The following is a 24,166-nucleotide window of genomic DNA, read 5'->3' on the forward strand; positions in this document are numbered from 1 at the left end:
ATTAGCACTCCTCGGGGTTAACGATATGGTCAACAACGGCGCCGGGGGTCATTACCCAATCCGGTTCAATAGCGCCGATTTCCACCAGTTCATCGGGTTCGACGAGGGTGATGTCCGCCGCCATGGCGATCAGCGGGTTAAAATTGCGTGCGCTGAGTTGATAGGTCAGGTTGCCGCTGCGGTCGGCGCGGTGCGCGCGAACCAGCGCCAGATCGGCGCGTAACGGGCGTTCCAGCAGGTATTTAATGCCGTCGAGAGTCAGCGTCTGTTTACCGTCTTCCACCACGGTGCCGACCCCGGTAGGGGTGAGGACGCCGCCCAGCCCGGCGCCGCCGCAGCGGATCTGTTCAATCAAAGTGCCCTGCGGCACCAACTGGACTTCCATCTCGCCGGCGATCATCCGGCGCCCGGTTTCCGGGTTGGTGCCGATGTGCGAGGCGATCACTTTTTTGACCCGGCCATTGACAATCAGCGGACCGATTCCGGTATCGACAAACGCGGTGTCGTTGGCGATAAGGGTTAAATCCCTGATGCCGGCGTCAAGCAGCGCATTCACCAGACGGGGCGGGGTGCCAACCCCCATAAATCCGCCCACCATGATGGTCATACCATCGCGGAAGAAGCGGCAGGCTTCGGGTAAGGAGATAAGTTTATTTTTCATTGCTTTTCCCTTTGCATACTCCGTTATTGGGTATACACGGGACATAGCAAGGGGGATGCCAGATTCAAAAACTGGCTGGAGTATTTTTTATATTATTGTTTTTTATGGGTTAAATGGCTTAAGGCTGCAGAGCTGTCAACAGAGCGGGCGCGTCTGACCGGGAAAGATTTTGCACAGTGCGCAACTTTCTTCCCGGTCCGCGGGGCTAGATTTCATGGCGCGGCGCGTGGTCGATGCCATATTCCTGGAGTTTGTACATCAGCGCCCGGCGGCTGATGCCGAGTACCAGCGCGCTGCGGGTGCGGTTACCTTCGTGTTGTGCAAGGGTTTCGAGAATCAGCTGTTTTTCGTAGCGCTTCATCTCATCTTTCAGATTACGTTCTTCGTGAGGGACCGCCGGGGGCTTTTCATCACCGGCGCCCGGCTGGCGGGACAGGAGCGCAGGGGGTAGATCGTCGCTGAAAATGATGGCGCCGGTGCTCATGATGACCGCTCGTTCAATGACGTTGGACAGTTCGCGAATGTTCCCCGGCCACAGCCAGGCGGACAGCAGCGCCAGCGCCGCCGGATCGATATCAATGATTTCACGCTGATTTTCGGCCGAGAATTTTTGCAGGAAGTGATTGGCCAGCAGCGGGATATCTTCCGGGCGTTCGCGCAGCGGGGGGATTTCCAGATGGATAACGTTCAGGCGATAGAATAGATCCTGGCGGAAAGCGCCCTGTTCCACCATGGCGGCTAAATCCCGGTTCGTGGCCGCGACAATGCGGATATCCACCTGGATAGTCTGATGGCCGCCGATACGCTCCAGCTCTCGCTCCTGCAGTACCCGCAGCAGTTTGGCCTGCAGGTTGAGGGGCATTTCGCCCACTTCGTCGAGCAACAGAGTACCCTGATGGGCGCGCTCGAACAGCCCCTGGCGCTGCATCTGGGCGCCGGTGAAAGCCCCTTTCTCATGGCCGAACAGTTCGCTTTCCAGCAGGGATTCCGGCAGGGCGGCGCAGTTCACTTTAATAAACGGGCCGGCGGAGCGGCGGCTGTTGTAATGGATAGCCCGGGCGATCAACTCCTTGCCGGTGCCGCTTTCACCACTGATCAGGACGCTGGCCTGGCTGAGGGCTATTTTGGCGGTATCGCGGCAGATCTCCATCATGCATGGGCTGGTGGTAAGAATGTGTCCCCACTGCCAGCTTTCCGTGAGCGCTTTGTGCAGATAGCTGATCTCCTGCTTCATCGACTGGAGCTGAAGCGCCCGCTGAATAACCATCTGCAGTTCGTCGAGATCAAAAGGTTTAATCACGTAGTCAAAGGCGCCGCAGCGCAGCGCCTCTACTGCCGTTTCCACGGCGGCATAGGCGGTCATCAGAATCACCGGGATGCGCGGATGCAGGGCATGCATCTGCTGCAATGCCTCAATACCGTTGAGTCCCGGCATGCGAATATCCATCAGCACCACGTCCGGCGGATGGTCGGCGAACATTTGCAGCGCTTCGCGACCGTCCTTCGCGCAGAAGGTTTCCTGCCCGGCGAGGGCAAAGGCGGTGGTTAGCATGCGACGAACATTTTCTTCATCGTCGACAATCAGAATACGGTAATTCGCTTTCATGGCTACTTATTTCCCTGGGATCGAACGGGCAAAATAATCGTAAACGTGGTGCCGCGCCCCGGTTCGCTGGACAGCAGGATATCTCCCTGATGGGCGCTGATAATGCGCTGGCTGAGCGCCAGCCCCAGCCCGGTGCCGGACGCTCTGGTCGTAAAGAAAGGCTCAAAAATTTTATGCTGCAACTCCGCCGGGATGCCGCAGCCGTCATCGGCGATCTGCACCGCCTGGCGATCGTCGTCGTATTGCCAGCTGCGGATGGAGATGCTGCCTCTGGCGCTAATGGACTGCACGGCGTTGATCAGAATATTGAGGATCACCTGGCGCAGCAGTTCGCGGTCGGCGAGGATCATGGCGAGGTCGGGGGCGAGCTCGCAGGTAAAGTCGATGCGCGCCTGCAGGCCTGAGGTCTGAATCAACACCAGTGATTCATCGATCATCTGATTAAGGCTAACCGCCTGGCGCGGTCCCTGGCGGGGGCGGGAGAAATCCAGTAGCTGCTGGATTACCCGATTAATGGCGTCAATTTCTTTAAGGATGATCGCCAGGTATTCCTGATGGTGGATCTGGGTGTCCTGTTGTTTGAGGATTTGTACATAGCCGCGGATCGCGGTCAGCGGGTTGCGCACTTCATGGGCTACCCCGGCCATCAGTTCGCCGAGGGTAGCCAACCGTTCGGCCTGCGCCAGCCGCCGCTGGGCCTCTTTGCGGGCGGTCAGATCTGAGAAGATCACCAGCGCCCCGACCAGCTCGCCGCGATCGTTACGCAACTGGCTGGTGGTGACGATAAGCTCAATCGCCCGCTCCTTAGCCGGGAAGCTGACTTCCAGCGCCCGGTGCTCAATGCCGCGCTCCAGGGTGTCGAGTACCGGGCTGGTATAGCCGTTGTCGGTGAACAGCGCCGCATAGGGGAGGCCGAGCAGCTCGTCACGGCTGTAGCCGGTGATCTGTTGCGCCGCCGGGTTCATGGCGGTTACGCAGCCGGCGCTGTCAATGGCAATCACCCCGTCGGCGGCGTTTTCGACAATCAGATCGTTAAGGGTACGGGTTTCGCCCAGCGCCTGCGCCAGGGCATTAACGCTGCGGCTGATTTGCCCCATCTCTCCCGGCAGCGGCGGCAGCCGGGTGTGTAAACTCTGCGCCAGTCCTTCCAGCCCCTGAGTGATGACATCGATGTTGGTGCCAAGACGGCGGGAAAACACTACGATCAGCAGCAGGCTAACCAGCAATCCGCACACCAGTACCGCCGCAATGCGTACGTCCATCTTCCAGGCCTGCTGGCGGATGTCTTCGGAGAGTTCGTTGGCCCAGATATAGCCGATCACTTCTCCCTGGCGTTCGATGGGGATCATCGAGTTCATAATATGGCCGCGCACCTGGTGCCCGGAGGAGACCAGCGCCTGGCGGGTCGTCATCACTTCGCGACCGGGATGGTCCGGGTTGATGGTAATCCCGACGTTGCTTTGATACAGAGCCGCCGGCGCGTAGGTAATGATGGCATCCAGCTCCCGGTGATAGTAACCGGCGCCGATACCGGGAAAGGCCTCGGCGATTTTTTCGGTAATTGGACTTAATTCGCGATTGAGAGCGGCAATCCGCTCCGCCCGCGGCAGAAAAGCATGGTGGGAAAAACGCTCTTCAAGTTCGGCATTCAGCCGCCGGGTGATGCCGGAGAGTTTCTTTTCTTTTTCTGCCAGCACGGCCGCCTGACCTTCGGTTTCGACGATATAGCCGATGGTCAGCGTCGGCACGCTCACCATTACTATCGCCATGGCAATCATCTGGTTGCGTAGTCGACGCGGGTAGAATCTTTTTACTCGCTGTATCAGCGCCTGTATCCCTGCCTGCATTATTCGTCCCTGTCCTGCGGCGCAATAGGTTATTATCGGCCGGAAACGATAATGATTCCCGGAGAGAGTTCAAACTCCGGAGATCGCCCGGCGTTGCGGCTGGGCGCGTTTGCGGCTACCTTATCGACATCATTTTTGTTTACAGACCAATCGCCAGTGGTACTACTTTGAAATACTTTGTCTCTTTCCGCTCCACGCTCAAAGTGTCGCGCTATCTGTTTCGGGCACTGGTGCTGCTGGTCTGGCTGCTGATTGTACTTTTTTCCGCCTTCTACATTATTAATGCGCTCCACCAGAAAGAGTCGGAAGTTCACCAGGAATTTAATCTCAGTTTTGATCAGGCTCAGCGCTATATTCAGCGCACTTCTGATGTGATGCGCGAGTTAAAGTTTATTGCTGAGAATCGAATTACCGCCGACAGTGCGCCTTTCCCGACGGGAAACGGTGAGACGGAGCGCCCGGAGCCGCCGCAGTTTATGCCGTTGTTCGAGGATTCCGACTGCTCTGCGGTCAGTAATGCGTGGCGGTCTTCTTCCCGTTCGCTGGCCTGGTATCTGCGCTACTGGCGGGATAATTATTCGGCGCTATACGATGTTAACCGGGCATTTCTTATCGGCGGGGATTCACTGTGTATTGCCGATTACGGTTTACGGAATGTCCCTCTGGAGCGCGAAAAAGCCCTTAAGTCCCTGCACGAGCGGATCCTTAAGTATCGCGCCGCTCCGCAGGGCGAACGCGGTAGCAATATTTACTGGATTAGCCCCGGGCCGCGCCCGGGGGTCGGCTATTTCTATACGCTGACGCCAGTCTATCAGGCAAACCGTCTGCAGGCGCTGTTAGGGATTGAGCAAACTATCCGCATGGAGAGTTTTTTCACCACCAGTAATTTACCGGCGAACGTCACCATTCTGGATGACAACGGTTTTCCGCTGATCTCGCTGGCCGGCAACGAGACAGCCATCGGACCGGATGCGCGCTGGAATCAGGAGCGTACCTGGTTTGGATATACTCAGGGGTTCCGGGAACTGGTGCTGAAAAAGAACCTGCCGCCCTCGACCCTCAGCGTTATCTATTCCGTACCGGTAGACCTGGTGCTGGAACGGATACGGGTGCTGATCCTTAACGCGGTACTGCTCAACGTACTGGCGGGGATCATTTTGTTTGCGCTGGCGAGAATGTATGAGCGGCGGATCTTTATTCCCGCCGAAAGCGACGCCCAGCGCCTTGAAGAACATGAACAGTTTAACCGTAAAATCGTCGCTTCTGCGCCGGTGGGGATCTGCATTCTGCGTACCCAGGACGGCACCAATATTCTCAGTAATGAGCTGGCCCATAACTATCTCAGTATGCTGACCCATGAAGATCGGCAGCGGCTAACGCAAATTATCTGCGGCCAGCAGGTGAATTTTGTCGATGTGCTGACCAGCAATAACACCAATTTGCAGATCAGTTTTGTCCATTCCCGTTATCGCAATGAGAATGTCGCTATCTGCGTGCTGGTGGATGTCAGCGCTCGCGTCAAAATGGAGGAGTCGCTGCAGGCGGCAGCCCGGGAGGCGGAACAGGCCAGTCAGTCGAAATCGATGTTCCTTGCCACCGTCAGCCACGAGTTACGCACTCCGCTTTACGGCATCATCGGTAATCTGGATTTATTGCAGACCCGGGAGCTACCGAAAAGCGTTGAACGACTGGTGACCGCGATGCATAACTCGTCCAGCCTGCTGCTGAAAATCATCAGCGATATTCTCGATTTCTCGAAAATTGAATCCGAGCAGCTAAAAATCGAGCCCCGCGAGTTTTCCCCGCGCGAGGTGATGAGCCATATCACCGCTAACTATTTACCGCTGGTGGTACGCAAACAGTTTGGTCTGTACTGCTTTATCGAGCCCGATGTGCCGCAGCAGATGATCGGCGATCCAATGCGTCTGCAACAGGTGCTGTCAAACCTGCTGAGTAATGCGATCAAATTTACCGATACCGGCTGTATTGTGCTGCATGTTCGGGTGGAAGGGGATTACCTGTGCTTCAGCGTGCGCGATACCGGGGTGGGTATCCCGGACAAAGAGGTGGTGCGGTTGTTTGATCCCTTCTTCCAGGCCGGTACCGGCGTACAGCGCAACTTCCAGGGGACCGGGCTCGGGCTGGCGATTTGTGAGAAGTTGATCAATATGATGGATGGCGATATCGCCGTGGAAACTGAACCGGGGATGGGGAGCTGTTTTACTATCCGCATCCCCATGTACCAGGTCGAGCGCGTCGAGCCGTGCGCTATTGAGGCGCTGGCGGATAAACGCTGCTGGCTGGCGGTGCGTAATGAGCGGCTGTATCGTTACCTGGAGAATTTGCTCAGCTGGCACGGCCTGCATTTTCAGCGCTATGGGGGCGAAACGCCGGGCAGGGATGATGTGCTGATCGCCGATACCGAGCCTGAAACGCCATGGCGCGGTACCGCGACGGTACTTTTCTGCTGGCGGCATATCGGTCTGCCCGTGGAGCGCGAGCCAGGGTGCTGGTTGCACAGCGTGGCGGCGCCTCATGAGTTGTTGACCCTGCTGGGGAGGATTTACAGTGTGCCGGTGGCGGGCGGCGATGCGCAAAACGCGCTGCCGGCGCCGTCGGTGGTGAGCGAACAGAATGATGACATGATGATCCTGGTGGTTGACGATCATCCCATCAATCGTCGCCTGCTGGCCGATCAATTGAATACGCTGGGTTATCAGTGCAGAACGGCGGCAGACGGCGTCGACGCGCTCAATGTGCTGAGTAAACACCATATCGATATTATTCTCAGCGACGTTAACATGCCTAATATGGATGGTTATCGCCTGACGCAGCGGATCCGCGAGCTGGGGCTGACGCTGCCGGTGATTGGCGTTACCGCTAACGCGCTGGCGGAGGAGAAACAGCGTTGTATTGAATCCGGTATGGATAGCTGTCTGTCGAAGCCGGTGACGCTGGATATTATCCGCCAGACTCTGGCGGTTTATGCCGGGCGAGTCAGAAAGCAGCGTGGCTGAGCGGGCGGTCAGGATGTACCGGGCGTCAGACGTCGCGATATCCTGGCGTCGCGGCATCAGCCGTAAATAATATATTGAGGGATTGTTTCAGCGCCGCGGCAAGAAGTGATTAAGCCGGTGATGATATTAATCATTTGTCGCGCTGAGTTAATTCTGAGGATGTTTATTCGTGCAAGCCGGGAGATATTCCGGAAATCAGGCACAACAAAACCCGGCGCGGAGCGCCGGGGATGTCAAATACTACTCGCAAAGCGTCCGGCCCGTAGAGAGGGCAGGACGAAACGGTTACTCTTTATCGACCGGCGTCAGGCTGACAGACGACAGGTAGTTGAGCAGGGCGATATCGTTATCCACCCCCAGTTTCAGCATCGCGGATTTTTTCTGGCTACTGATGGTTTTTATGCTGCGGTTAAGCTTTCTGGCGATTTCAGTGACCAGAAAACCTTCGGCAAACAGGCGCAGCACTTCACTTTCCTTCGGCGACAGGCGTTTATCGCCATATCCGCCGGCGCTGATTTTTTCCAGCAGGCGTGAAACGCTTTCCGGTGTAAATTTCTTGCCTTTCTGCAGCGCCGCCAGCGCTTTCGGCAAATCGGTGGGCGCTCCTTGCTTAAGGACGATGCCTTCGATGTCCAGATCGAGCACCGCGCTAAGAATGGCTGGATTATTGTTCATCGTCAGAACAATGATCGATAACCCCGGGAAATGGCGCTTAATGTATTTGATAAGCGTAATCCCATCACCGTATTTATCCCCTGGCATGGAAAGGTCGGTGATCAGAACATGGGCGTCCAGTTTCGGTAAGTTATTGATAAGCGCCGTGGAGTCTTCGAATTCACCCACTACGTTTACCCACTCAATTTGTTCAAGTGACTTCCGAATGCCGAACAGCACTATCGGATGATCATCGGCAATAATTACGTTCATGTTGTTCATGTAATAGGCTACCTTGCTACAGCAAGCTCTTGACGTAGGCGTCAATGTCGCTGATATATTTTTCTATGACCGGAACATCTTTCTCACGAATTTGATGCTCAAGTGTTTCACATAACTGCTTGCCGGGTACCAGATTTAACATGGCAAACACCCCTTTCAGGCGGTGAGCCGTCTGTGCCAGCGAAGCAAAATCACTTTTCGCTGACTCAGTATACAATTTCTCTACATCGTCGGGTACAGTGTCGACAAATAATGCGTAATAACCGCTGGCATGAAGCTGGGCGCTTTCGTCCCCGGAGGGAACCGGTTCCGTCAGCACCTCTTCCGCCAACTGCTCTTCTATTAGTTTTAGCACCGCTTCCTGCAGTGCGTGGCTAATATTAAAGTTAACGCAATACTGACCGGGTGTAAGTTGCCTTACGCCATCCACATCATCGCTTAAAAGCAAGCCTGAAGCAGTAAGATTAGACGGATTATCGGTTAAAAAGAGATCAAAGTCTTGACTTGATAATCTTTCATCCGGGGTGATGCAGGTCGCTCCCCAGCTTTCTAACTGACGCGTAACAATAGCGCGGATCTCACCTGAAGTGATATCCAGCATCGCCACGACTTCATCCAGTAAACCTTCTTCGGCTTCGTCTGCGGATGTTTCTTCCGGTTCAGCAGCCATTTTAACATGGAGTGTATAGCGTGTGCCCAAATCGGGGCGGGATTTTATGTTTAAATGCCCGCCCAGCTTTCGGGCCAGCCGATCGCACAGATAAAAGGTTAACCCATTTGCCCGCCCATAGCGATCTTCACTGGTCTCATTCAGGAAGGGGAAATGTAAATTATCGATCTCGCTGTGGCTGATACCCTCGCCGGTATCAAGAATTCGCAGGGTCAGACCTTCGCTGTCGGAGACGTCCTGGATAATATCGAGGGTGATTTTACCGGTACAGGTGGTCACCAACGCGTAGTTGACCAGCATTAATAAAATGGTATGCAGCGCTTCTTTGTCGCCGTGGCGCTTATCCCCTGGCGCAAGCTGGTTGTTGATTAACAACTGCAGACCTTTGCGACGGATAGCCGGCAATACCTCGGGAACCAGCTCATCAATCAGCGATTGGATCGGGAAGAGCTGGGGAGTACTTTTCCATTCCCCCGCTTCAAGAGTGTTCAGGAGTTGTATTTCATCCACCAGTCGGACAATATTTTGCGCCGCCGACATGAGTGCCTGGCGTTCGCGATCGCCTGGGGCCGGGAGGTGTTCGAGGATCTGCTGCGCCGGCGATTTCAGGGCTTCGCCAATATGCTGCATAAACGCCGTGCGCCCCTGCTGATTTTTTTCATAAAGATGCTGTGCCTGGCGCAGCTTTTTGTTGACCAGCACTTCTTTATCCTGATCGCGGATCACGAAGATCTGCGTGCGCGGGGCTATCTGGCTGCGATACTGGCGAATTTCATATAGTTCGTTGTTGATAGTCGCCTGAATCACTCCCTGGTGCTGATCGGCCAGGGTAGCGATATTTTGCAAGTTGAGGTGCGGCAGCAAATGATCGGCAATTTTATTGCTGATCACGGTCCGGTTCGCTTCCATATCATGCACCAGCAGCCCCAGGGGCAGTTGCGCGACAATTTCTTCATTCAGCGCCCGCAGCGTTTGCAGTTCTCCGCTTTGACTGACTGGCGATTCCGGCGCCTGGGTTCGCGACTGGCGGAAGGCCAGGTAACCGAACAGCGCCAGAATCAATAACAGGATGTTCAGGCAGAACGGCAGCGCGATGTTCTGCAGCGTGTTCATGAGCAGAGTGCTGACCGGCACCAGCCAGATCAGACGCAGCGGCGTCGCCTCAACCGGGGCGGCGATCTCTACCCGGCTGCCATTAAAATTGATATTTACGGCTCTGACGCTGTTCTTCCCGGCGGCGGATGACGGCGGGGCGATAGTTTCCGTTGTTTCGAGGCGCAGGCTGTTTAACGCCATATCCGGAGGGACCAGATCGTTGACCGGCAGATCGAAAGCGACAATGGTCGCCAGATGTCCGGGCTGATTAAAGGTCGTGCGCAGCGTAAAGTAGGCGCCGTTTTGCCAGGCTAACTGGCGCAGAGGCGAAAAGCTTTCCCGTTCATCCAGCGCATTGGCCTGCTGGAGCATCTCTGCCCGGCGGAGTTCGACGATGTTCTCGATCCCGGAATCCTTGAAACCGGACGACAGATCTTTAAGGGGCAGGGTAGACACCAGGATCATGCTGTTATCCTGGCCGTTAAGGTAATACATCGACCATGGACTATTTTCCGCGCCCCACAGCGTATCGAGGTAAGCGGAGATACGCTGCGACATCTCCAGCGTCGCGCTGTCGTGAGAGCCGAAGATCAGCGCTTCGGTTTTACGGCGCGGCTTCTCAAGGTAATAGACATCCTGGCGTAGCCGCGTTTCCTGAAGGCCGCTGGCGCTATTGCCGGATGCTGTTGCCGCGATATTGTCGTAAATTTGCCAGGTCGCGTATCGGTAGCTGTCTACCCGTTTGTGAAGCCCGCGGCTGACATCCATCAGTTGATAGCTTTTTTCTTTCAGCCAGCTATTGACGGCGCTTTGCACCATCACGCCCATCGTCACCAGTAGCATAATAATTAACGCCAGAAAAACGCGGGTCAGGTTTCCGGGCATCAATGTTAACTTGTCAGGGATCATGCGAGTGGTTCGGCTCATTATGACTGATTAATTGAAATAGTAAGGAAAACCGGTTCTCCGCGCCAGGCAGCTTCCGGCGATTCAGGCTGCAAGCATACCGGGAAAATGGTGTGTCGTCATATCAATAAACAGGCTGCTGTTTTGCCAGCTTGCGCAGAACGAGTACCGGTAGGCGTAGGTAGAGCGGGAGCACTGGCCTGGAAAAATTTTGACGGTGAGAAAATACTTATTTTTCATAAAGTAATGGGTTTTCAGCTCCATAATGTAGAGCGGAATTTGCCTGGCGTCGCTATCAACTATTTTAACCGCGGCGATTGATGTTGCTGAGTTAATCGACAGGAGGTAGTCGTTTTTTATTAACTTTGTGTAAAGATGTGTAAAACAGCAAAAAAAAACCGGATGTGAGCATCCGGTCGGAAAATAGGGGTAAACAATCATTCACAATGGAATGACGGTAATTAATAAAGTTAATGATGATAGCGTTTAAAAGTTTATACAGAATATCCCGGAACGTTTTATCATTCGGTGCGACATTTTAATGTCTATTTATCCTTATGATTTGTAGGTGAAAATTAATTTTTTTGATTTTTTGTGTGTATATAGCGTGTCAGTGGTAGCAAAAAAAGTTCCCTGCAATTTACATTTTGTTACATCTGTAGTGATGAATGAAACATATAAAAAGTTTTAGTATCATATTCGTGTTGGATTATTTCGATGTTGTTTTACACAATGAACTGGCCGACTGATTAGAGGGTAATCAGTTAGCAGTGGCATATAAAAGGCATATAACAGAGGGTTAATAACATGAAAGTTAAAGTACTATCCCTGTTGGTACCAGCTTTGCTGGTAGCCGGCACCGCTCAGGCGGCTGAAATTTACAACAAAGACGGCAACAAATTAGACCTTTACGGTAAAGTTGATGGTCTGCACTATTTCTCTGATGACAAAGGTTCTGATGGCGATCAGACCTATGTTCGTTTCGGCCTGAAAGGCGAAACTCAGATTTCTGACCAACTGACCGGCTACGGCCAGTGGGAATACAACATTCAGGCGAACAACACTGAAAGTTCCAGCAACCAGTCCTGGACTCGTCTGGGTTTTGCTGGCCTGAAATTCGCTGAGTACGGTTCTTTCGACTACGGCCGTAACTACGGTGTAGTTTACGACGTGACCTCCTGGACCGACGTTCTGCCGGAATTCGGCGGCGACACTTACGGCTCTGATAACTTCCTGCAGTCACGTGCTAACGGTGTGGCTACTTACCGTAACAATGACTTCTTTGGTCTGGTTGACGGCCTGAACTTTGCTCTGCAGTACCAGGGCAAAAACGGCAGCGTAAGCGGCGAAGGCATGACCAACAATGGTCGTGGCTATCAGAAGCAGAATGGCGATGGCTTCGGCACTGCTATCACTTATGATATCTGGGAAGGTATCAGCGCTGGTTTCGCCTACTCTCACTCCAAACGCACCAGCGAGCAGAACACTGTTCCGGCCCTGGGACGTGGTGATGATGCTGAAACCTACACCGGTGGTCTGAAATACGACGCCAACAATATTTACCTGGCGACTCAATATACCCAGACTTACAACGCGACTCGCGCCGGTTCACTGGGCTTTGCTAATAAAGCGCAGAACTTCGAAGTGGTTGCTCAGTACCAGTTCGACTTCGGTCTGCGTCCGTCCATCGCTTACCTGCAGTCCAAAGGTAAGGATCTGGAAAACTATGGCGACCAGGATCTGGTGAAATATATTGATGTAGGCGCTACTTACTACTTCAACAAAAACATGTCCACCTATGTTGATTACAAAATCAACCAGTTGGACAGCAATCAGTTCACTCGCGCTGCTGGCATCAGCACCGACGATATCGTAGCGGTAGGCCTGGTTTACCAGTTCTAAGAGCGACGTTCAGAAAGCACAAGGGCCCCTTGGGGCCCTTTTCTTTGATGACAAACCTCATCGCATTGCTGAACCAGGCGATATCTCCGGATAGAAAACAAGGAAAATCAATCTGTTGATTTTCGGCTGATAACCACAAAGGAGGAAAAACCACGTTTTTTCCTCCTTTGTCAACAGTCTGAAGGGCCCCTCGGGGCCCTTTTTCGTTGTATAGCGGCTAAACCAGCCGTGAAAACTCCACACACCGCGCTCCGTTTCGTGTACCCTTGCCGGGCCTGATTTTGAGGATGACGAAGATGGATATCAAATACGTGTGCTGCGGGCTGTTGGGCCTGCTGATGCTGGCGGGTTGCGATGACTCCGCGTCGCCGGCAAATGTCGCAAAACCGCTGGTGCTGGAAGGCAAAACCATGGGGACATTCTGGCGCGTCAGCGTGGCGGGCGTCGATGCCGGCCGGGCGGAAGAACTGCGTCAGAAAGTGCAGGCGCAACTGGATGCCGATGACCGCTTACTGTCTACCTACAAAGCGGATTCCGCGCTGTCACGCTTTAACCAGTCGCGCAGTACCGATCCATGGCCGGTCAGCGAAGCGATGAGCGATGTCGTGACCGAGGCGCTGCGCATTGGCGCGAAAACCGACGGCGCGATGGATGTTACCGTCGGCCCGCTGGTGAATTTATGGGGATTTGGTCCCGATAAGCAGCCGGTAACCCCCCCTTCAGAGGCGCAAATTGCCGCTGCCCGGGCGAAAACCGGTCTGCAACACCTGAAAGTGATCAACGCCGCCGGCCAGCAGTGGCTGCAGAAAGATCTGCCGGATATGTATATCGATCTCTCTACCATGGGCGAGGGGTATGCCGCCGATCATCTGGCGCGTCTGATGACTCAACAGGGCATCAGCCGTTATCTGGTGTCGGTGGGAGGCGCGGTGGTGACCCGCGGGTTGAATGCCGAAGGCAAACCGTGGCGGGTGGCGATCCAGAAGCCGACCGATAGGGAAAATGCGGTGCAGGCGATTGTCGATCTTAACGGCCACGGTATCAGTACTGCCGGTAGTTACCGCAACTACTATGAACTGGACGGCAAACGGTTGTCCCATGTGATTGATCCGGCGACCGGCCATCCGATCCAGCATAAGCTGGTTTCCGCCACGGTCATCGCCCCTACCGCGCTGGAGGCTGATGGCTGGGATACCGGGTTGATGGTGCTCGGTACCGAAAAAGCCCGCCAGGTTGCGGAAAAGGAGGGGTTAGCGGTCTATCTGATCACTAAAGAAGGTGATGGTTTTTCAGTCTGGATGTCGCCGCAGTTTAAAACCTTCCTCGCCGGCGAGCGAAATTAAAAAGCAAGAAATCGGGTTTTCGTGGCTGTTCAACCGGGCATAGTGGGTACATAGTCTATGTCTGAGGAGGATGCCATGTTACCCGATTACGCTACCGATGAGCGGCGCTGGCTGGCCGTAGAGCGCCGTGACAGTGCCGCCGATCAACACTTTGTTTTTGCGGTTAAGACCACCGGTATCTTTTGCCGGCCTTCCTGCCGCGCCCGGCATCCCCTGCGCCAGAATGTGATCTTCTATCCGGATGCCCGGGCGGCGCAGGCCGCCGGGTTTCGCCCCTGTAAACGCTGTCAGCCCGACCGGGCGCCTGAGGCTCGCCGTCAGGCGCAAATTGCTCTCGCCTGTCGGCTGCTGGAGGAGTCTGAAACGCCGCTTTCGCTGGCGGCGCTGGCGGATCGGGTGGCGGTGAGTCCCTGGCATTTCCATCGCCTGTTTAAACAGGCCACCGGGATGACGCCCAAAGCCTGGCAGCAGGCAAGGCGCGCGGCGCGTTTACGGGGAGCATTACAGCAGGGGGAAACCGTCACCGATGCGCTGCTCACTGCCGGATATCCGTCGGCGGGAAGTTACTACCGGCAGGCCGATCGGGCGCTGGGTATGACGGCGCGCCAGTATCGCGGGCGCGGCGCCAGCCTGACCATTCAGTTTGTGATCGGTCGCTGTCAGTTGGGCGGGTTCCTGGTGGCATGTGGCGAGCGCGGGGTGTGCGCGATACTGCTCGGCGACGATGCGCAAAGTCTGATCGGCCAACTGGAATCTCTGTTTCCGCAGGCGCGACTGGAACCGGGGGAACACGTGCTGGGCGAGCATATTGCCCGGATTGTCGGCTTTCTTGAGTCCCGGGAAAGCGCGTTTCCGCTGCCGCTCGATCTCCAGGGAACGGCTTTCCAGCAGCGGGTCTGGCAGGCGCTACAGACAATTCCCCCGGGAAAAACCGCCAGCTATCAGGACATTGCTCGCCTGGTGGGTAATCCCGCAGCGGTACGGGCGGTAGCTGGCGCCTGTGCCGCCAATAAACTGGCGGTGGCGATCCCCTGTCATCGAATTGTACGTCAGGACGGATCGCTTTCCGGCTACCGCTGGGGCGTGGAGCGCAAGCGTAAACTACTGGCCCGCGAGCAGGGCGAAGAGGAGGGGTAATGCTTGATTTATTCAACGGCGAAGCGCCGTGGCTGGAGCCGCTGGCTCCGGGAGCCGGTATTCTGCGGCGCTTTGCTTTTGCGGATGCTCCGACACTGCTCGAACAGATTGACGAGATAGCTCGCCGCGCTCCGTTTCGCCATATGGTGACGCCCGGCGGTTATACCATGTCGGTGGCGATGACTAACTGCGGTGCATTGGGCTGGACAACTGACGCGGGGGGTTATCGCTATGCCCCGGTCGATCCGCTGACCGGAGCGCCCTGGCCGGCGATACCTGCGTCGTTTCTGGCATTGTGCCATCGGGCGGCGCAGGCGCTGGATTATGGGGATTTTCACCCTGATGCCTGCCTGATCAACCGCTATGAAACCGGCGCCCGACTGTCATTACATCAGGACAAAGACGAATCCGATCTGCGGGCGCCGATCGTATCGGTGTCGCTGGGGGTCGCGGCGGTGTTTCAGTTTGGCGGGTTGCGGCGTAGCGATCCGTTGCGCCGGGTGTTGCTTGAGCATGGCGATGTTGTGGTGTGGGGTGGGCCATCGCGGTTGTTTTATCACGGTATTCTGCCGCTTAAGCCGCTATCGCATCCCCTGACCGGAACACTGCGCTACAACCTGACATTCCGCCAGGCCGCTAAAGCGAATTAAAATAAGAATTATTTTTGCTGTATCGCCAGCGCCGTATAAACTGCCAGCTGTATTTTCTGCCTGGTTATGCTGTTTATGGAACTTCTGCTTCTTGTCTGGCGCCAGTATCGCTGGCCATTTCTGATAGTGCTATTGTTGAGTCTGGCCAGCGCCGCGCTGGGCATCGGCCTGATTGCCTTTATTAATCAACGGCTGATCGACACCGCGGAGATCGCTTTCTCTGTTCTGCCTGAGTTTCTCGGCCTGCTGCTGTTGCTGATGGTTGTCACTCTCGGCTCCCAGTTGGCGTTGACGACCCTGGGCCATCATTTTGTCTTTCGTCTGCGCGGCGAATTTATTAAGCGCATACTGGATACCCGCGTTGAACGAATTGAGCAACTGGGCAGCGCCTCGTTGCTGGCCGGGTTAACCAGCGATATTCGCAGCATCACCATTGCTTTTGTTCGTCTGCCGGAGCTGGTGCAGGGCATCATTCTGACTGTGGGATCGGCGGCCTATCTGGGCTGGCTGGCGCCGAAAATGATGGTGGTCACCGCTATTTGGGTCGCGGTGACAATCTGGGGCGGTTTTTTGCTGGTCTCGCGAGTCTATAAACATATGACTACGCTGCGCGAAACGGAAGATAAGCTGTATCACGATTATCAGACGGTGCTGGAAGGGCGCAAAGAATTAACCCTCAACCGCGAACGCGCGGAACATATTTTTACCCATAGCTACCAGCCAGACGCCCGGGCTTATCGCCACCATATTATTCGCGCCGATACTTTCCATCTCAGCGCGGTTAACTGGTCCAATATTATGATGCTGGGCGCCATTGGTCTGGTGTTCTGGATGGCGAATGGGCTGGGCTGGGCGGATACCAGCATTGCCGCGACTTATTCGCTGACGCTGTTATTTCTGCGCACGCCGCTGCTTTCGGCGGTGGGGGCGCTGCCGACGCTGCTCAGCGCCCAGGTGGCGTTTAATAAACTGCATAAATTCTCTCTGGCGCCGTATCACGCGGAGTTTCCGCCGCTGCAGGCGCCGCGCGACTGGCAGACTCTGGAGCTGCGCGATGTCTGCTTTCGCTATGAAGGCAATGGCTTCAGCGTCGGCCCGCTGAATCTGACCATCCACCGCGGCGAACTGCTGTTTCTGATCGGCGGTAACGGCAGCGGCAAATCGACCATGGCGATGCTGCTGACCGGGCTTTACCAGCCTGTGTCCGGAACCATCCTGCTGGACGGCCAGGCGGTGGATGCCGACAATAATGAGGACTATCGGGGGCTGTTTTCCGCGGTATTTACCGATGTCTGGCTGTTTGATCGGTTACTGGGACCGCAGGGCGCTGATGCCCGGCCGCAACTGGTGGCGCAGTGGTTGCAGCGCCTGAAAATGGGCGAGAAGCTGCAACTGGATAACGGGCGGATTGTCGATCTGAAACTGTCGAAAGGGCAGAAAAAGCGCGTGGCGCTGTTACTGGCGCTGGCGGAAGAGCGGGATATTATTTTGCTCGATGAATGGGCCGCGGATCAGGATCCGCACTTCCGGCGCGAGTTTTACCAGGTACTGCTGCCGCTGATGCAGCAGATGGGAAAAACCATTTTCGCCATCAGCCATGACGATCACTATTTTGTTCATGCCGATCGCCTGCTGGAGATGCGCCACGGGCAGCTCAGCGAACTGACCGGTGAAGATCGCGCACTGGCGTCCCGCGACGCGGTGGCCCGTACCGGGCATTAATCCTCCCTCAGTGGCGGGGCCTGCGCGGCGTCCGTCACTTTTTTGCATCTTTTTGTCTGCTCTTAATACAAATGTCTTGCTTGTTTATTATCATTTACAAAATCAACCGTTATGCTTAAGCGCTTTTGCCGCTGTTCTGGTGATTGATCGCAGCAAATTTATGGTTCTATTTTTTCAACTCAATCAGGGATGCATGACTGATGTCCGTCATAGCTAAAAACAGCGCTAAACACCGAGCCGAAGAGCGAGCGCGGCTCATCTGGCTACTTTCTACCGATAAATCCATCACTTCTGCGCTGCTTGGTAAGTTAACGCTTGCCGAGCAAGAAGACGCCGGGCGTCTGCTGGACGACCTTGATGAAGTGAACATTCTGGTCAGGCAACTGCCGGCGCCTGACCTCGCCGATACCCTTGAAGCCCTGCCTGCTGAAGAGCGCCATGCGCTGTGGAGCCTGGTGGAGGATGACAGGCGCGGTAAAGTGCTGGTCGAAGCTTCGGAAAACGTCTGGGACGATTTGATCGAAGAGATGAGCGATCGGGCACTGTTGCAGGCGCTGAGCACGCTGGATATTGACGATCAGATCTATCTTGCGCAGCACTTGCCCCGTAACCTGATGGGCCGGTTACTGGCCACCCTGCCGCCGGAAGAGCGCGCCAGGGTGCGTCAGGTCGTCCACTACGATAAACATACCGTCGGCGCGATCATGGAGTTTGGGGTAATCACGGTGCGCCCGGATGTCTCCCTTGCCGTGGTACAGCGGTATTTACGCCGGCTGGGCAATATGCCGGAGAACACTGACAAACTGTTTGTCACCGCCCGGGATAAGACGCTGATCGGCGAACTGGAATTGAAAACCATTTTGCTCAACGCCACGCACAGTCTGGTCAGTGAGGTGATGGAGTCGGCGCCGACCACATTTTCACCGGAAGACAGCGATGAACAGGCGGCCCGAACCTTCGAACGTGACAACCTGGTCAGCGCCGCGGTGGTGGATTCCGTCGGTAAACTGATGGGCCGTCTGACGGTTGATGAAATCGTTGACGTGGTATTTGAAGAGACCGATACCGATATTCGTCGTATGGGGGGGCTGAGCGCCGAAGAGGATGTCTTTGCGCCGGTCACCAAAGCGGTAAGGACGCGCTGGGCATGGCTGGCCATCAATCTGTGTACCGCGTTTGTTGCCTCAAGGGTTATCGATGGTTTTGAGCACACCATTTCGCAACTGGTGGCGCTGGCGTCGCTGATGCCGATTGTGGCGGGTATCGGCGGTAACACCGGTAATCAGACCATTACCATGATTGTCCGGGCGCTGGCGTTGCAGCATATCCAGCCGGGCAACTTTTCCTTTCTGGTGCTGCGTGAAATGGGCGTGGCGCTGATTAATGGTCTGGTGTGGGGCGGCATTATGGGCGGCGTAACCTGGTTGCTCTACCAGGATGTGGCCCTTGGCGCGGTGATGACGCTGGCCATGGTGCTTAACCTGCTGGTGGCGGCGATTATGGGGGTTATCATTCCCATGACCATGAATCGGCTTGGTAAAGATCCCGCCGTGGGCTCCAGCGTGATGATCACGGCGATTACTGATACCGGCGGTTTCTTTATCTTCCTTGGTCTGGCGACCGTGTTTTTAATGTAATCTGCTTTTTCTGGCGGCGGTCTGGCATTTTTCCGCCGCCAGGTTCGCAATACCCCTCCCGCAGGTTTTTTGCTGTTGGTAAGTTTTTCAGGCCTTCAGCCACTCGGTAAGCTGTTTCCCGGACTCACTTAATAGCCACCTCAGGTTTGACGAGATATTCACTCCCGATGCGCAGCGCCGCGCCTGTCATGGTTTATCTGTTCCTGTAAAGATCGGTGCACTAATGCTTTGTTTGTCAGGGAAAACTGACAGAAATGTGAAGATTTAGCGGATTCAGGCCAACTGAGTTGAGGTTGCTGAGGTGGCGTTTTTATAATCAGAAAAGATTGTTCATCCGCCAGCTATTTACCGGGAACAGGAGCGTTTCTGATGAGAAAAAACATACTGAGTGTAATGATGTCGATGCTGCTTGCCGTACCTGCGGTGACATCAGCCGCGCCGGGGGGAGGGGACAGGCCGGTCCCCCCGTCGTCCTCTTCTGCGGCGCATCCGGGAGCGGGGAGAGCGAACGCGCCGCAACCGGCACCGAATATGTCTAAACCGGGAATATCACGACCGACGCCGAATATGGCTAAGCCGGGAATATCACGACCGACGCCGAATACGGCTAAGCCGGGAGTATCGCGACCCGCAGCAAATCATAGCAGGCCCGGAGCGCCACGCCCGGCGCCGGGGCCTGTTGTTGTGCCGCCGCCTGGGCCGGGGCCTGCGATATCGCCGCCTGTACGTTATGCGCCACGGCCGCATCCCGGACCGAGACTGCGGGTTTTGCCTGGACTGGCTACCACGTTAATCATTGGTGGGTTCACATACTATATTGTTAACGATGTTTATTACCGGCAGTACGGGGCAGAGTACGTTCAGGTTGCGCCGCCGTCAGAAGCTCTGAATATCGTGGATTATAACGGTAAACGTTATTATGTCCGCGATGGCCGTTACTACCAGCGCGATATTGATGGAAACTATATTGAGGTGCCGCGTCCGGTGGGACTGTAATAACCCCGGGCCAGGTGTGGAAGGGCGATCCGCCATACCCGCCTTCCGGCGGTAAAACGTGACTGCCGGGATATCCGTTTAATTTATTTCTGAAAAAGGCAATTGGCTCTTTCGTACCTTGCTTTGATGGAATAAATGAGCCAGTCCTGTCGTTGAGTCATCTTTATTATAAATATCATTCTTTTGAAATGAATTTAATATCAATATAAATAATAATGGCGATCGATATTAATATTCATTTAATGCTATGTTCAGGAATGAAAGATAAATAGAGGAGCCATAATTCAGTAATCAAAGCCAGCATCAGACAACGGGAAGGGAATTTTTTATTATATGTTTTATGAAATTTATCATTTTATTATTCCATTAATTAAATTGATAACTTTTTTCTCCGGCAGTTAACCTGGTGCACTTCTGTACCCAACTGCCCCGGTCGGGAGCAGCCTATCTTCAAAACTACCATGGATTCAGGGATGTTACTTATGCGGTAGTCTCGTGGCTGGATAAAAATTTACAGAAGATCTCCGGGGCGTTACAGTGAGAGGTACTGAAAAAATTCCAACATGGCTTTCGTTATTTTTACAATTTTCATTCACGCCATTTTCTTAATTTTATATGCCGCCTGGAGTTCTGGATTTCTCTTCGCAGAAAACCAGTTTTCGGTACTTTGGGGCAAATATGGTGTGATATTGTCAGTTTCACCTTACCTGCGCTAAACTCCTGGAGTCCCTCTATTGGGACCCCCTTTTGCTTCTTGTTTAACTTTTTGCAGTTGCCAGACCGCAAGCTGTTTTAACAAATCAAAAGGGGTCTTTATCGTTGTCTCAGAACTGAATCTTTACCGAACCCGAACCCAGCCAGCGACGGCAGAAAAGAAAAAACCAGCCGTAAAAGGCTGGTTTCTTTGGGGATTTTTGGTCGGCACGAGAGGATTTGAACCTCCGACCCCTGACACCCCATGACAGCGCATAAAATAACGCTAAACCCGCGCCACTGCTAGGTTTACCTATCATTTAGCTGTGTATGCAAACAGTGCATTTTTCGCTAAATTCGCTCTATATACATCAAGCGGTTAGGCGCAGTTTTACCATCGTATAGCTTACGCTCAGGCTGCCGGAACGCCTCTCAGTGCGTGGCCGCTGTCAGCCATGGAAGAAAAATAAAACTGTGACACATGACATAAAAAATAAAGTAAAACGCTTTACATAATTTATAAAGTGTTTTACTATATATTCATCAAGACGAGATACAAACACACAGAAGGAACTAAATATGAAAGGTAACGACATCACCATCGAAATGATTTCTGAAATTGCTGATCGCTATGAGTACAACGATGAGCAAGACCGCAAAAACGCAATTGACGCAATGAATAATGCGATTTTTGAAGAAACAAATATCGCTGACCTGGACGCTATTGCTCAGAAATTCTCAGTTTGAACACTAACCATCCCCGCCGTGGCGGGGTAACCCATAAAGCCAAGGACACTCCAATGAAAAAATTCACAGTCTTACTTAATGATGACACCGTAGGTGAAATCTATGAAGAATCCATCGAGGTTGGCCAGATTGTTACAGTCATGCTGCATGATGAAAACGGAAACCCAATAAAGGCATCCGGAAAAGTTAATGAAATTTTAGAGGAAACTGAATTTTAATTAACATTTCCCACGAGGTGGGGACACCAGGGGTTTACAATGTCATTGCTCGAATACATAGAAAAATATTACGGTGGCAACCAGGCAGCATTTGCCCGCTCATGCGGCGTGAAAGCGCAACAAGTGACGCAATGGATAGATAAGGGCTTTATTGTCGTTGATCACCAACTATTCAGTCATCGCCGTGATTTGCCTTTTCCTGAATAACATTATCGGCGGCTCTCGTAAAAGCCGCCTGTAATGCCTATCCTGTTTTAACCTCACCATGTGGAACCATTATCCAGTCGATGTGGTTTTGTGTATAAATTTTCGTTGATTTTGCATCGCTGTGTGCCATGCGTCCCTGAGGATCAATCCCCTGTTCATCGAAAAGGTGCGCAGCCAGAGCCCTGATCTCGTGAAAGGTGGGCCTTTCGTCCATTGGAAGCGCGGAGCAAACACCAGCGCGATCGCGGGCGTCAGAAAATGCGCGACTTAGATAGTCTGGAGCCACCTGGGTTGGGTGATTAACCTCCTGGCTCGTCCTGGCTCGCTTCACTGGCAGGCGGTGAATTACGTATGGGCTGGCAACGCTATCACGGCTTGAGTCAATGATCTCTTTCAACTTGTCGCCTATTGGGATTGCGACGTGCGCAGCCTCCTTGTGCTGAGTTTTCTGTCGGTGGATGTAAAGAACTCCGTGGATACCATGGGCGTCTGGAGCGTCAAACCAAACACAGCCGCAAACCCCGTTTTTAGGCTGCTTGATTGAGTATCTGATCCGCGTAACTTCAAGCCGCGCATGCGTAGTCTGTATAGATAGATCCATTGCAGTGCGCAGCCACGGATCGGCAACCTCATATATCCGTCGAAAATCATCAAGAGTAAGTCGCCGCCGCACCTTCCCTTCTACGCGCCGCTTTTTCTTTCTTGTTGCTGGGTTATCGAACATCAGTGACTCATCTACAGCATAGCTGAACAGTTTTTTCAGGAATGCCACTTTTCTGTTCTGAACGTTTGCTGATGCCGATGCGTGGTATTTCCTGAGATATCCATTAATGTGCTCCAGTTCTATATCGCATGACGGTATATCAGCAAAAAACTCCATCACTCTGACGATGTCGTTTTCCCATGTGTCAAGCGTGTCTCTGCTGGGGCTCTCCTCAGTTATCGCTCTGTCCAGCAAGCGCCGCGCGTGAATAGCGAACGGCTCAGTCTCACCATTGAGCCCCCCAGATTCTCTAATCAGCGAGCGTACATTTACACCCTGCAGCGGTCGCATGATGTTGTTGTACTCTCTGGCCACTGCGATCGCCATTGCCTGATTTAGCGGGTTGCCGTTCCGCTCGTCCCTCAGTGATTTCCGCTTGCCTGTTGTCAGTGTCAATCGGTAGACTTGTGCTGACACATCAAAAACGAGACCATCCGGCAGGTGGCGATACTGGCGTTTTCGAGGTCTGGCCATGGTTAGCCCTTAATGAGCCGATGGACAGTAGAAGACACGACTGATTCAACACCCCAACTTTCCGTGGAGCACACCCACGCCATGCCATCAACAACCTTGCCGCGCAGGATGCCATTTTCTACCCAGCGCTTGATAGTCCGGTTATCCGGTACCGATCCAGCTTCAAATTCACGACGACCCCACAAACTCGCTTTCATCAGCTTTGACATAGTCTTCTCCACATAAACCGGCTGCACCCGGCTACTTATTCATTGCGCAGTTGGAGCATCCGCCTCTTGCGCCATCGCGGCATGTACCGCACCGATCGTGGTGATACTCAATTTTCTTCAGCGCGTTTGACCAACTGACGGCCACCAGCCTACCGCCCAGTATTTTCATATCCGCACTTACTGGCGGCTCTGCGCCGTCTCTGTACTCAACAATAAATGTGATAAAACTCATGCGCTTTTCTCCTTGTCCGGTGCTGCTGCGAGCGCAGCTTTGTACCCCGCAACGTGACCACGGAAATTTGCAACCTCAGATAGCCACGCACTTATCATTACGGGCGTCGGCTCCTGCGGAACCAGTTGCCAGCCTGCGGGGATTACCTGAGAGTTTCCGGGCTGCTGGTCATGCACAGCCTGCGCATTTACCCTGGGCGTGGAATCGCTCAGCTCACCATCAGAATCCAGAACTGGTGCGGTTTCTGCCCTGGTGCTGAGCATTGCGGCGCGACTTGCTGACCAGGCTTTCCATACGCATCGTGTGTAGCTGTCGGCGTAGTCTTCGCCATAGATGAATTTACCCATAGCAAAGTCATCATCACGGCGCTCTCGCCCCCAGCGCTTTAGCATCCACGTTTCAAAATCGGCGCGTCCGTCACCCACCACCACCGGCGCTGGCTGCGCGTGGCGATAGAGCGGGATGAAATCTGCGCCGGGATTTTTCCACATCCATTCT

At 54.1% G+C, this 24,166-nt stretch carries 20 protein-coding genes; 11 read left to right on the forward strand and 9 right to left on the reverse strand.

Annotated features, from left to right (window positions below; all coding sequences use genetic code 11):
- Position 1: 1 nt before the first annotated feature.
- From atoD to atoS, 3 genes are all read right to left on the reverse strand, one after another.
- Positions 2 to 661: an acetate CoA-transferase subunit alpha gene (atoD, locus tag AQ981_RS16360; RefSeq protein WP_058912812.1), complete on the reverse strand. Its 660-nt coding sequence runs from the start codon at positions 659 to 661 to the stop codon at positions 2 to 4.
- 205 nt (positions 662 to 866) lie between these two features.
- Positions 867 to 2,267: an acetoacetate metabolism transcriptional regulator AtoC gene (gene atoC / locus AQ981_RS16365; protein ID WP_058912813.1), complete on the reverse strand. Its 1,401-nt coding sequence runs from the start codon at positions 2,265 to 2,267 to the stop codon at positions 867 to 869.
- Between the two features lie 2 nt (positions 2,268 to 2,269).
- Positions 2,270 to 4,114, reverse strand: a complete 1,845-nt coding sequence (gene atoS / locus AQ981_RS16370) for a two-component system sensor histidine kinase AtoS (protein ID WP_058912814.1) — start codon at positions 4,112 to 4,114, stop codon at positions 2,270 to 2,272.
- 167 nt (positions 4,115 to 4,281) lie between these two features.
- On the opposite strand from atoS, the gene rcsC reads away from it, so the two are divergent.
- Positions 4,282 to 7,131: a two-component system sensor histidine kinase RcsC gene (gene rcsC / locus AQ981_RS16375; RefSeq protein ID WP_058912815.1), complete on the forward strand. Its 2,850-nt coding sequence runs from the start codon at positions 4,282 to 4,284 to the stop codon at positions 7,129 to 7,131.
- A gap of 285 nt (positions 7,132 to 7,416) precedes the next feature.
- On the opposite strand, the gene rcsB is transcribed toward rcsC, so the two are convergent.
- Positions 7,417 to 8,067 carry a response regulator transcription factor RcsB gene (rcsB, locus tag AQ981_RS16380; RefSeq protein ID WP_058912816.1) on the reverse strand — a complete coding sequence of 217 codons (651 nt, stop codon included), beginning with the start codon at positions 8,065 to 8,067 and terminating at the stop codon, positions 7,417 to 7,419.
- A 16-nt stretch (positions 8,068 to 8,083) separates the two neighbouring features.
- Positions 8,084 to 10,759, reverse strand: a complete 2,676-nt coding sequence (gene rcsD / locus AQ981_RS16385) for a phosphotransferase RcsD (RefSeq protein WP_058912817.1) — start codon at positions 10,757 to 10,759, stop codon at positions 8,084 to 8,086.
- A 786-nt stretch (positions 10,760 to 11,545) separates the two neighbouring features.
- Between rcsD and AQ981_RS16395 the strand changes: the two genes are divergently transcribed.
- From AQ981_RS16395 to mgtE, 6 genes are all read left to right on the forward strand, one after another.
- On the forward strand, positions 11,546 to 12,640 hold the full coding sequence (locus AQ981_RS16395; RefSeq protein WP_058912819.1) for a porin OmpC: 1,095 nt from the start codon (positions 11,546 to 11,548) through the stop codon (positions 12,638 to 12,640).
- Positions 12,641 to 12,936: 296 nt separating this feature from the next.
- A complete protein-coding gene (gene apbE, locus AQ981_RS16400) occupies positions 12,937 to 13,983 on the forward strand; it encodes an FAD:protein FMN transferase ApbE (RefSeq protein ID WP_058912820.1) in 1,047 nt (348 codons plus the stop codon).
- 75 nt (positions 13,984 to 14,058) lie between these two features.
- Positions 14,059 to 15,120, forward strand: a complete 1,062-nt coding sequence (gene ada, locus AQ981_RS16405) for a bifunctional DNA-binding transcriptional regulator/O6-methylguanine-DNA methyltransferase Ada (protein ID WP_058912821.1) — start codon at positions 14,059 to 14,061, stop codon at positions 15,118 to 15,120.
- On the forward strand, positions 15,120 to 15,770 hold the full coding sequence (alkB, locus tag AQ981_RS16410) for a DNA oxidative demethylase AlkB (RefSeq protein WP_058912822.1): 651 nt from the start codon (positions 15,120 to 15,122) through the stop codon (positions 15,768 to 15,770). Before ada ends, alkB begins: the two co-directional genes overlap by 1 nt.
- 75 nt (positions 15,771 to 15,845) lie before the next feature.
- A complete protein-coding gene (locus tag AQ981_RS16415) occupies positions 15,846 to 17,492 on the forward strand; it encodes a multidrug ABC transporter permease/ATP-binding protein (protein WP_058912837.1) in 1,647 nt (548 codons plus the stop codon).
- Between the two features lie 200 nt (positions 17,493 to 17,692).
- Positions 17,693 to 19,129, forward strand: a complete 1,437-nt coding sequence (mgtE, locus tag AQ981_RS16420; protein WP_058912823.1) for a magnesium transporter — start codon at positions 17,693 to 17,695, stop codon at positions 19,127 to 19,129.
- Between the two features lie 607 nt (positions 19,130 to 19,736).
- On the opposite strand, the gene AQ981_RS28425 is transcribed toward mgtE, so the two are convergent.
- Positions 19,737 to 19,868: a hypothetical protein gene (locus AQ981_RS28425; RefSeq protein WP_275935310.1), complete on the reverse strand. Its 132-nt coding sequence runs from the start codon at positions 19,866 to 19,868 to the stop codon at positions 19,737 to 19,739.
- A gap of 29 nt (positions 19,869 to 19,897) precedes the next feature.
- Here AQ981_RS28425 and AQ981_RS16425 point away from each other — a divergent pair, with 29 nt between their 5' ends.
- The 4 genes from AQ981_RS16425 to AQ981_RS27870 all read left to right on the forward strand — a co-directional run bounded on the left by AQ981_RS16425 (position 19,898) and on the right by AQ981_RS27870 (position 21,990).
- Positions 19,898 to 20,125 carry a hypothetical protein gene (locus tag AQ981_RS16425; protein WP_338031301.1) on the forward strand — a complete coding sequence of 76 codons (228 nt, stop codon included), beginning with the start codon at positions 19,898 to 19,900 and terminating at the stop codon, positions 20,123 to 20,125.
- Between the two features lie 1,272 nt (positions 20,126 to 21,397).
- Complete coding sequence (locus AQ981_RS27670) at positions 21,398 to 21,565, forward strand: hypothetical protein (protein ID WP_154675943.1); 168 nt, start codon at positions 21,398 to 21,400, stop codon at positions 21,563 to 21,565.
- Between the two features lie 53 nt (positions 21,566 to 21,618).
- On the forward strand, positions 21,619 to 21,783 hold the full coding sequence (locus AQ981_RS27675) for a hypothetical protein (RefSeq protein ID WP_154675944.1): 165 nt from the start codon (positions 21,619 to 21,621) through the stop codon (positions 21,781 to 21,783).
- A 39-nt stretch (positions 21,784 to 21,822) separates the two neighbouring features.
- Positions 21,823 to 21,990 (forward strand): helix-turn-helix domain-containing protein, encoded by a 168-nt coding sequence (locus AQ981_RS27870; protein ID WP_058912825.1) that lies wholly within the window; start codon positions 21,823 to 21,825, stop codon positions 21,988 to 21,990.
- Between the two features lie 37 nt (positions 21,991 to 22,027).
- On the opposite strand, the gene AQ981_RS16440 is transcribed toward AQ981_RS27870, so the two are convergent.
- From AQ981_RS16440 to AQ981_RS28155, 3 genes are all read right to left on the reverse strand, one after another.
- Entirely contained in the window at positions 22,028 to 23,227 is a 1,200-nt protein-coding gene (locus AQ981_RS16440) for a tyrosine-type recombinase/integrase (RefSeq protein WP_058912826.1), read from the reverse strand.
- A 2-nt stretch (positions 23,228 to 23,229) separates the two neighbouring features.
- Positions 23,230 to 23,436 (reverse strand): hypothetical protein, encoded by a 207-nt coding sequence (locus tag AQ981_RS16445; RefSeq protein WP_058912827.1) that lies wholly within the window; start codon positions 23,434 to 23,436, stop codon positions 23,230 to 23,232.
- A gap of 228 nt (positions 23,437 to 23,664) precedes the next feature.
- Positions 23,665 to 24,166 (reverse strand): phiTE_015 family protein (locus tag AQ981_RS28155; protein ID WP_476701395.1); only part of this gene is annotated, 502 nt, incomplete at its 5' end.

It is taken from the genome of Entomohabitans teleogrylli, assembly GCF_001484765.1.
Taxonomy (GTDB): Bacteria; Pseudomonadota; Gammaproteobacteria; order Enterobacterales; family Enterobacteriaceae; genus Entomohabitans; species Entomohabitans teleogrylli.

Excerpts from the sequence above, each read along its gene's own strand:
- atoD (WP_058912812.1), bottom strand. The coding sequence starts at position 661 with ATGAAAAATAAACTTATCTCCTTACCCGAAGCCTGCCGCTTCTTCCGC.
- atoC (WP_058912813.1), bottom strand. The coding sequence starts at position 2,267 with ATGAAAGCGAATTACCGTATTCTGATTGTCGACGATGAAGAAAATGTT.
- atoS (WP_058912814.1), bottom strand. The coding sequence starts at position 4,114 with ATGCAGGCAGGGATACAGGCGCTGATACAGCGAGTAAAAAGATTCTAC.
- rcsB (WP_058912816.1), bottom strand. The coding sequence starts at position 8,067 with ATGAACAACATGAACGTAATTATTGCCGATGATCATCCGATAGTGCTG.
- rcsD (WP_058912817.1), bottom strand. The coding sequence starts at position 10,759 with ATGAGCCGAACCACTCGCATGATCCCTGACAAGTTAACATTGATGCCC.
- AQ981_RS16395 (WP_058912819.1), top strand. The coding sequence starts at position 11,546 with ATGAAAGTTAAAGTACTATCCCTGTTGGTACCAGCTTTGCTGGTAGCC.
- apbE (WP_058912820.1), top strand. The coding sequence starts at position 12,937 with ATGGATATCAAATACGTGTGCTGCGGGCTGTTGGGCCTGCTGATGCTG.
- ada (WP_058912821.1), top strand. The coding sequence starts at position 14,059 with ATGTTACCCGATTACGCTACCGATGAGCGGCGCTGGCTGGCCGTAGAG.
- alkB (WP_058912822.1), top strand. The coding sequence starts at position 15,120 with ATGCTTGATTTATTCAACGGCGAAGCGCCGTGGCTGGAGCCGCTGGCT.
- AQ981_RS16415 (WP_058912837.1), top strand. The coding sequence starts at position 15,846 with ATGGAACTTCTGCTTCTTGTCTGGCGCCAGTATCGCTGGCCATTTCTG.
- mgtE (WP_058912823.1), top strand. The coding sequence starts at position 17,693 with ATGTCCGTCATAGCTAAAAACAGCGCTAAACACCGAGCCGAAGAGCGA.
- AQ981_RS27670 (WP_154675943.1), top strand. The coding sequence starts at position 21,398 with ATGAAAGGTAACGACATCACCATCGAAATGATTTCTGAAATTGCTGAT.
- AQ981_RS27675 (WP_154675944.1), top strand. The coding sequence starts at position 21,619 with ATGAAAAAATTCACAGTCTTACTTAATGATGACACCGTAGGTGAAATC.
- AQ981_RS27870 (WP_058912825.1), top strand. The coding sequence starts at position 21,823 with ATGTCATTGCTCGAATACATAGAAAAATATTACGGTGGCAACCAGGCA.
- AQ981_RS16440 (WP_058912826.1), bottom strand. The coding sequence starts at position 23,227 with ATGGCCAGACCTCGAAAACGCCAGTATCGCCACCTGCCGGATGGTCTC.
- AQ981_RS16445 (WP_058912827.1), bottom strand. The coding sequence starts at position 23,436 with ATGTCAAAGCTGATGAAAGCGAGTTTGTGGGGTCGTCGTGAATTTGAA.